Source organism: Mesorhizobium sp. M7A.F.Ca.US.002.01.1.1 (assembly GCF_004022955.1).
GTDB lineage: Bacteria > Pseudomonadota > Alphaproteobacteria > Rhizobiales > Rhizobiaceae > Mesorhizobium > Mesorhizobium ciceri.
In genome coordinates this window covers 1-7,009 of the sequence record NZ_RZQE01000316.1, presented here as the reverse complement: position 1 = coordinate 7,009, position 7,009 = coordinate 1, and the positions used below count along the sequence as shown (strand labels likewise).

The following is a 7,009-nucleotide window of genomic DNA, read 5'->3' as shown; positions in this document are numbered from 1 at the left end:
CTGCACGTCTGATCGCCGCCGACCTCGCCGACATGGTCGCGCAGCGTGATCGCAGCAGTCGCCATATCGCCGGCGTCAAACCACTCGGATGAGGAACCCGCGCCATTGCCGGAAGCCGATTTCCATTGCGCCGTCAGGTCGGGACCGAGCCGCTCGCTGGTGCCCGGGTCGTCGGGAAACAGGTTTTCCAGCGACGTGTCGAGCTTGTCCGAGATCGCCTCCGCGCTCCACTGCGTCTCGTTTTCGAACCAGTCGCCTTCGGAGGTGGCTTGCGGCTCCGCCTCGATCTTCTGCGCCTGGTCGCTGGCGGCATCGTCCTGCGGCTCGGCGCGCTCCAGCAGCGGATTGCGCTCGATTTCCTCGTCGATGAAATGCTCGAGCTCGACATGGGTGAACTGCAGCAGCCGAATCGACTGCATCAGTTGCGGCGTCATCACCAGCGACTGCGATTGTCGTAGCTGTAGTTTGGCCGCCAACGCCATGGTTCGGTTTCAAACGCCTCGTCTACGCATCCGGACTTCCGGAAAGGAATTTTGCAGCCGGCCATAGAAACTGGCCCGGCTTTTGCTTGTCAAGGCAATTGGTAGCAAAACTCGCTTACCGGAGCGTTATCTCGGAGCAAAATCGAGGAAAAAGCGCCGCGCGAACCGCAAAAATCGTGTCAGGAAACAAATTTCACGCTCAGAGGGTGAAACCCTCGCCGAGGTAAAGTCGCCGCACATCCGGGTTTGCCACCACTTCGTCGGCCCTTCCATGGGTCAGCACCTGGCCGGCATGGATGATGTAGGCGCGGTCGATGAGGCCGAGCGTTTCGCGCACATTGTGATCGGTGATGAGGACGCCGATGCCGCGCGCCGTCAGGTGGCGCACCAGTTGTTGAATATCCGCGACGGCGATCGGATCGATGCCGGCGAAAGGCTCGTCGAGGAGCATGTAGGCCGGACGCGTCGCCAGCGCTCGCGCGATTTCCAAGCGTCGCCGCTCGCCGCCCGAAAGCGACATGGATGGCGCCTTGCGCAGATGGCTGATGTGGAATTCCTCGAGCAGTTCGTCGAGATTGCGCTCGCGCACCTTGCGGTCCTTTTCGACCACTTCCAGCACGGCGCGGATATTCTGCTCGACATTGAGGCCGCGGAAGATCGATGCTTCCTGCGGAAGATAGCCGATGCCGAGGCGTGCGCGACGGTACATCGGCATCGACGTGACATCGAAGCCGTCGATCTCGATCGTGCCTTCATCCACCGGCACCAGGCCGGTAACCATATAGAAACAGGTCGTCTTGCCGGCGCCGTTGGGGCCGAGCAGTCCAACGGCCTCTCCGGCGCGCACGCCGATGGTGACGCCGCTGACGACCTTGCGGCCCTTGTAGCTCTTGGTCAGCCCCTTGGCGATCAGGGTTCCCTTGAACTTTCCCGCATCGACGGTCACCGTGGCCGGCGCCGAAAGCTTGCCGGCGGCCCGTCCCGGAAGACGCGCCGTCAGCGACGACAGGCTGGCCATCAGGGGTTCGTCGCTCCCGATTTCGGCGGCGGTGTGATCGACATCTGGACGCGTTGCCCAGCGCATGGATCCACCTGAGCCAGCCCGCTTTTCATCTGCACGGTAAGTTTGCAGCCCACCAGAACGTTGTCGTTTTGCGACAGAACGACCTTTTTGCCCGAAAGCACCAGCACCTGGCTCTTCATATCGAAGCTGCCTTGATCGCCGGTCGCGATCTGCGCATCCGACTTGATATAGACCTTGTCGGAGATCTCCAGGTGATCGATGTTGGCCGAGCCCGTCATCGCAGCACCCGCGGCCTCCGTGCCCTTGGCAGCGGCGTTGGGGTCCTTGACGTAGTAGACCGTCATCTTGCCGGCCTTCATCAATGTCGGCCCCTGGACGACGCTGACATTGCCCGTGAAGATGGCGACACTGTCGGCCTGGCGGACTTCCAGCTTGTCGCTCTCGATCTGGATCGGCTTGTCGCCGGACAGTTTGAGGCCTGATTGACTGGTCGTCTGCGCCCATGACGGCACGAGTCCGAGCAGCAGCAACGCTGAAGTTGCAGCCGCGAGCCGCGTCGAACTACTGAGCCGCATTGGTTTCTCCGCTGTTTCCCTGTGCCGCCTTCAGGGCGGCGGAATCGATGTTGACGCGCACTTTGTTCTCGAAAACCAGAATCTTGCCATTGTCCTGAACCGACATCGTATCCGCCGTGATCCGCGACCCGCCACGGCTGACATCGACGGGATCTCCTGTCTTCATAGTGCCTTTGCCCATGTCGAGGAAGACCGATTTGAACTTGGCCTGCATGCCGTCGGTCGTGGTGATCGTCACGTCGCTGGTCAGGTTCATCGTATTGCCGTCGCGATCGTAGGTGCCGTGCGAGGCCTTGACCGCCGCCACATTGTCGGACGCGATCGGCACCTTGGCGTCGATGCCTTCCAGCTCGATGATACCTTGCGTGCTGACATCCTGAATGGCACGCAGCGCCGTCATCGAATAAGGCTGCTTCTGCTTGGTGAAACCGTTGAGCTTGGGATTGGCCATCACCAGCTTGCCGTTGGAAAAGGCAGTGCCTTCCGCCTGAATCTTCACCGAGACGGGTGCGGCGAGATAGGAGTAGACCGGGAAAGCGACCGCTATCAGTGCTGCGGCCACCGGCACGGCAAATTTGAGAACGCGCACGCGGCGCGAATGACGCTGTGCACGGTCGAAAGCATCGCCGCGCGTCCGGCCGTCCGCCGGGGGAGCCAACACCGCCTCGGCGTCGGTCGGTTCAATCGGTCGCGCTAACATTCACTGCTTTCTTCTAACCCTGCCCGCCCTCGGGCACCGCCTATAGGTGGGACGCCGGCGCTTTCAAGCAAGCACAAGCCCACGAAAACTGCAAAAATGTGACAGCCGCCTTTGTACAGACGAAAACGAAGTCCGCACAACTGCGTCTTCTCCATAGCAGAAACAGACACGCGGCGTAAAATTTATCAGCCATCGGTCTCGTCGCCCGACCTGGTGGCGATTGCACGAATATGTGAGCAGACCGACGCCTGGAGAGGGCCCCGACCCGGCCCCGTCGACTGCCGACGCGGATAGCCACCTCACGTCCAGGCGCCGACTTGTCTCGGCATGCGCAAAAGAGAACTGCTTCCAGATGGGAGGATCATGGTCTAAAAGCGTCTCCTCCCGCCGACTGAAAGGCTGACCATGGCACTGAGAGCCGACGACCTGATCGACCGCCGCCGTTTGCGGCGCAAGCTGACATTCTGGCGCGTCGTCGCCATAGGCATTATAGCCCTTGGGGTGATTGCGCTTTCAACCTGGTTCTATGGCGACGATTTCGGCGGCTCGACGGTCGACCATATTGCCAAGGTCAAGATCGAAGGCACGATCACCGAGGACGAGGAACTGATCAAGCGGCTGGAAACCATCCGTCTTTCATCGAAGGTGAAAGGCGTGATCCTGTCGATCGATTCGCCTGGCGGCACCACCGTTGGCGGTGAATCGATCTATGAAGAAGTGCGCAAGCTGGCCGCCGACAAGCCGGTGGTGGCGGAAGTCGGCACGCTCGCCGCATCGGCGGGCTATATGATCGCCAGTGCCGCAGATCACATCGTTGCCCGCAAGACCTCGATCGTCGGCTCGATCGGCGTGCTGATCCAGTATCCCGACGTCAGCGGCCTGATGGACAAACTCGGCGTCAAGCTGGAGGAGGTGAAATCCTCGCCGCTGAAAGCCGCGCCCTCTCCCTTCAAGCCGACCAATGACGACGAGCGCGCCATGGTTCGCAAGCTCATCCTCGACAGTTACAACTGGTTCGTCGACATCGTCGCCGAACGCCGCAAGATGAGCCGCGAACAAGCGCTGGCGCTTGCCGACGGCTCGATATTCACCGGTCGCCAGGGCGTTGCCAACGGGCTGATCGACGCCGTCGGCGGCGAGGCCGTGGCGGTCGACTGGCTGGCGACCAAGGGCGTCGATGCCAAGCTCAAGGTCGTCGAGTGGAAGGATACCGAACGGCGCAGCGGCTTCCTGTTCTCGAAAGCGATGGCGCAAACGATCGGCAGTGCGCTCGGCCTGCCCGCCTACAGCAGCGACGTCATCCATGAACTCGGAGCCGACCGCTTGTTTCTTGACGGTCTCGTTTCCGTCTGGCACCCTTGAGAAGCCGTTTGGGGCAAGTGAAAAAAGCAAATAAAATCATCCTCATAATTTTGACCGCACTGCTTTCACGGGGACCCGTCTCATGATCAAGTCCGAACTTGTGCAGATTATTGCCACGCGCAATCCGCATCTTTTCCTGCGCGACGTCGAAAACATCGTCGGCGCGATCTTTGATGAAATCACCGACGCCCTTGCCGAAGGCAACCGGGTCGAGTTGCGTGGCTTCGGCGCTTTTTCGGTGAAAAATCGTCCCGCCCGCACCGGACGCAATCCGCGCACCGGCGAATCCGTCGAGGTCGAGGAGAAATGGGTGCCGTTCTTCAAGACCGGCAAGGAACTGCGTGAAAGGCTGAACGGCGGCAAGTAGGCGCGACGCCAGCGCCTGACGGCCTTTCGGACAGGCCAGCTTCCGACGGAAAACATCATGTTCAATCGCTTCATCCTTATCGCGATCTTCGTGCCCCTGGCGATCATCCTGATCGCACTCGCTGTCGCCAACCGCGAACTGGTCGCCTTCACGCTGGACCCGTTCAATCCCGGCAATCCGAAGCTGACCCTGACTTTGCCGCTGTTCATCTTCCTGTTCCTGGCGCTCGCCATCGGCATGATCGTCGGCAGTCTGGCTACGTGGGTCAAACAGGGTCGCTATCGCAAGCTGGCGCGCCAGCGCGGCGTCGAAGCCGAGAACCTGCGCCAGGCGGTCAGCCGTGCGCCGGCGGTATCACAAAGCCAGGCACCGGGGTCCGCCCAGGAGGCAGCATTGCCGAAGCCGACCGCTTGAGCCGCCAATCGGCGGTTTTGTCCTCACGGAGTTTTTCATGCTGACCATTTCGGCCGCAGAGGTCGACCATGCGCTGACCTTTCCCCGGCTGGTCGAGACGCTGCGCATGGCGTTTCGCGACGGCGCGGTGCAGCCTGTCAGGCATCATCATACGATCGAGCGGCCCGATGGTGCCGCCTCCACACTGCTTTTGATGCCGGCCTGGACCGATCTCAACGCGGCCGGCACGTCGGCCGGCGGTCACGTCGGCGTCAAGATCGTCACCGTGTCGCCCGACAACAATGCCATCGGCAAGCCCGCGGTGATGGGGCTCTATCTTCTGCTCAACGGCGCCACCGGCGAACCCGAGGCCCTGATCGACGGCCAGCGGCTGACACAATGGCGCACCGCCTGTGCTTCGGCGCTCGCGGCCTCCTATCTCGCCCGCGACGATGCCTCGCGGCTGCTTGTGGTCGGCGCCGGCGCGCTGTCGCCCTTCCTCGCCAAGGCGCACTCGGCCGTGCGGCCCATCAAGACCATCCGCATCTGGAACCGCACCCCGGCCAATGCCGAGAAAGTCGCGGCCGATCTGTGCGCCCAGGGCTTCGCCGCCAGTGCGGCAAGCGATCTCGATACGGAGCTTGGGCAGGCCGACATCGTCTCCTCGGCGACGATCACGACCACGCCGTTGATCAAGGGCGCATTGTTGCGGCCGGGAACCCATGTCGACCTGGTCGGCGGCTTTACGCCGACGATGCGCGAGAGCGATGACGATGCGATCAGGCTTGCCCGCGTCTATGTCGACACCCGCGCCGGCGCCACCAAGGAAGCCGGCGACATCGTCCAACCGCTGGCCTCCGGCGTGCTGAAACCGGAAGCCATCGTCGCCGATCTGCACGAATTGGCGCGCGGCCGGAAGAAGGGCCGCGAGAGCGCCGGTGAGATCACGCTGTTCAAGTCGGTCGGAGCGGCGCTCGAGGATCTTGCCGCCGGCATTGCCGTCTACAAGGCGCTCACGGCCTAGTTTACCGTCGCACCCATTTCGGCGCCCATCGCCTCGGCGATCACACGAAAATCGTGATCCCCGATTTCAAAAAGGCCAAAGCGAAGCTGATAACCCCAGTTCGACTTGGCCGCGGTGAAGTCCAGCCTGTCGAGCAGCGGCTTGATCGGCGCTTCCTCGGCCTTGGCCCATGCCACATCGCGGCGGAACGGCGTGAAGCCGGCGCCCATATCGCCCTGATAAGGCTCGCCTTCCCGCACGATGCCTATCGCCGTGAAAGCCTGCAGGCCGTCTTTCTCGCCCAAAACAGTGGTCGGCGAATAGTAGACGACGCCATCACCCGGCTTGACGCGACGCAGCGGTGCCGCCTTGCCGTGGTTGACCTGCATGAAGCCGGCTGTGCGACCACGCCGGACATGCTCGGCCGACGCCACCGCTATCCAATACGCGCTCATTTCTGTTCCCCATTGGCCTGTTCCCCGTCGGACAGCCAGTAGACGCGCAGGCGATGATTATCGGGATCGAGCGCGACAAAAGTACGGCCGAAATCCATGTCGGTCGGCGTCTGCAGGATCTTCAGCCCGCGCCCGGACCAGTCGGCATGGGCGGCATCGACCGCATCGGGCGTATCCAGCGCAAACACGATTTCGGCGCCACCGCCTGACGTGGCGGCTGCCGGCTCCACCGTATGGCGCGACCACAGGCCGAGCTTGAAGCCGGCATCGAGCACGAACAGCACGAAGGTCGGCGAACTTTCGACCGGCTCACGACCGAGCAGCGCGCTGTAGAAGGCACCGCTCTGCTGCGGCTGGTCGACATAGAGGATGACGAAATTCGGGGTGGCCATATCTGCTCTCCAAGGTTCGGTGTTTCGACTTGACGAACATACGATAGGCTACTGTCAGAATATGGCAGCAGTCATCGCGAACCACGCGGCTTGTCGAGCGTCGTTCGCCATTCCTTGAGCAGCGCCTGGCGACGACGCGGATAGCGCGTGTCCATTGCTTGGAGTTCGGCGATGCGATCGGCGCGAAAATGCCGGAAATCCTGCCGCATCTCGCACCACGCCACCACCACCCGCACCTTGTCGAAGAAGCCCAGCG

10 protein-coding genes and 1 pseudogene are annotated in these 7,009 nt (G+C 62.2%); 4 read left to right on the top strand and 7 right to left on the bottom strand.

The window, feature by feature from the left end:
* The 4 genes and pseudogenes from EN932_RS24880 to lptC form a co-directional block, all read right to left on the bottom strand.
* Positions 1–482 (bottom strand): annotated as a pseudogene (locus tag EN932_RS24880) (RNA polymerase sigma-54 factor); the annotation flags it as partial.
* Between the two features lie 199 nt (positions 483–681).
* The gene (gene lptB / locus EN932_RS24875; protein ID WP_013529586.1) at positions 682–1,500 is read right to left on the bottom strand and encodes an LPS export ABC transporter ATP-binding protein; all 819 of its coding nucleotides are present in this window, start codon (positions 1,498–1,500) and stop codon (positions 682–684) included.
* The gene (locus tag EN932_RS24870) at positions 1,500–2,081 is read right to left on the bottom strand and encodes an LptA/OstA family protein (RefSeq protein ID WP_013529585.1); all 582 of its coding nucleotides are present in this window, start codon (positions 2,079–2,081) and stop codon (positions 1,500–1,502) included. The genes lptB and EN932_RS24870 overlap by 1 nt, the downstream gene beginning before the upstream one ends.
* Positions 2,068–2,781: an LPS export ABC transporter periplasmic protein LptC gene (lptC, locus tag EN932_RS24865; protein WP_013529584.1), complete on the bottom strand. Its 714-nt coding sequence runs from the start codon at positions 2,779–2,781 to the stop codon at positions 2,068–2,070. The genes EN932_RS24870 and lptC overlap by 14 nt, the downstream gene beginning before the upstream one ends.
* 405 nt (positions 2,782–3,186) lie before the next feature.
* On the opposite strand from lptC, the gene sppA reads away from it, so the two are divergent.
* The 4 genes from sppA (at position 3,187) to EN932_RS24845 (ending at position 5,927) form a co-directional block, all read left to right on the top strand.
* On the top strand, positions 3,187–4,143 hold the full coding sequence (gene sppA / locus EN932_RS24860; protein ID WP_127368692.1) for a signal peptide peptidase SppA: 957 nt from the start codon (positions 3,187–3,189) through the stop codon (positions 4,141–4,143).
* Positions 4,144–4,225: 82 nt separating this feature from the next.
* Entirely contained in the window at positions 4,226–4,510 is a 285-nt protein-coding gene (locus EN932_RS24855) for an integration host factor subunit beta (protein WP_006200394.1), read from the top strand.
* Between the two features lie 57 nt (positions 4,511–4,567).
* A complete protein-coding gene (locus tag EN932_RS24850; protein ID WP_064995565.1) occupies positions 4,568–4,924 on the top strand; it encodes a DUF1049 domain-containing protein in 357 nt (118 codons plus the stop codon).
* Between the two features lie 37 nt (positions 4,925–4,961).
* The gene (locus EN932_RS24845) at positions 4,962–5,927 is read left to right on the top strand and encodes an ornithine cyclodeaminase family protein (RefSeq protein ID WP_064995564.1); all 966 of its coding nucleotides are present in this window, start codon (positions 4,962–4,964) and stop codon (positions 5,925–5,927) included.
* Here the strand turns inward: EN932_RS24845 and EN932_RS24840 are convergent.
* The 3 genes from EN932_RS24840 to EN932_RS24830 all read right to left on the bottom strand — a co-directional run.
* On the bottom strand, positions 5,924–6,361 hold the full coding sequence (locus tag EN932_RS24840) for an EVE domain-containing protein (protein ID WP_127368691.1): 438 nt from the start codon (positions 6,359–6,361) through the stop codon (positions 5,924–5,926). The two genes, EN932_RS24845 and EN932_RS24840, sit on opposite strands and share 4 nt — an antisense overlap.
* Positions 6,358–6,753 (bottom strand): VOC family protein, encoded by a 396-nt coding sequence (locus EN932_RS24835; protein WP_013529579.1) that lies wholly within the window; start codon positions 6,751–6,753, stop codon positions 6,358–6,360. Before EN932_RS24835 ends, EN932_RS24840 begins: the two co-directional genes overlap by 4 nt.
* A 71-nt stretch (positions 6,754–6,824) precedes the next feature.
* On the bottom strand, positions 6,825–7,009 hold a 185-nt coding region (locus EN932_RS24830; RefSeq protein ID WP_127389000.1), incomplete at its 5' end, for a WYL domain-containing protein.

What these genes read in the sequence shown, in the direction of transcription:
- lptB (WP_013529586.1), bottom strand. Translation starts at nt 1,500, where the DNA reads ATGGCCAGCCTGTCGTCGCTGACGGCGCGTCTTCCGGGACGGGCCGCC.
- EN932_RS24870 (WP_013529585.1), bottom strand. Translation starts at nt 2,081, where the DNA reads ATGCGGCTCAGTAGTTCGACGCGGCTCGCGGCTGCAACTTCAGCGTTG.
- lptC (WP_013529584.1), bottom strand. Translation starts at nt 2,781, where the DNA reads ATGTTAGCGCGACCGATTGAACCGACCGACGCCGAGGCGGTGTTGGCT.
- sppA (WP_127368692.1), top strand. Translation starts at nt 3,187, where the DNA reads ATGGCACTGAGAGCCGACGACCTGATCGACCGCCGCCGTTTGCGGCGC.
- EN932_RS24855 (WP_006200394.1), top strand. Translation starts at nt 4,226, where the DNA reads ATGATCAAGTCCGAACTTGTGCAGATTATTGCCACGCGCAATCCGCAT.
- EN932_RS24850 (WP_064995565.1), top strand. Translation starts at nt 4,568, where the DNA reads ATGTTCAATCGCTTCATCCTTATCGCGATCTTCGTGCCCCTGGCGATC.
- EN932_RS24845 (WP_064995564.1), top strand. Translation starts at nt 4,962, where the DNA reads ATGCTGACCATTTCGGCCGCAGAGGTCGACCATGCGCTGACCTTTCCC.
- EN932_RS24840 (WP_127368691.1), bottom strand. Translation starts at nt 6,361, where the DNA reads ATGAGCGCGTATTGGATAGCGGTGGCGTCGGCCGAGCATGTCCGGCGT.
- EN932_RS24835 (WP_013529579.1), bottom strand. Translation starts at nt 6,753, where the DNA reads ATGGCCACCCCGAATTTCGTCATCCTCTATGTCGACCAGCCGCAGCAG.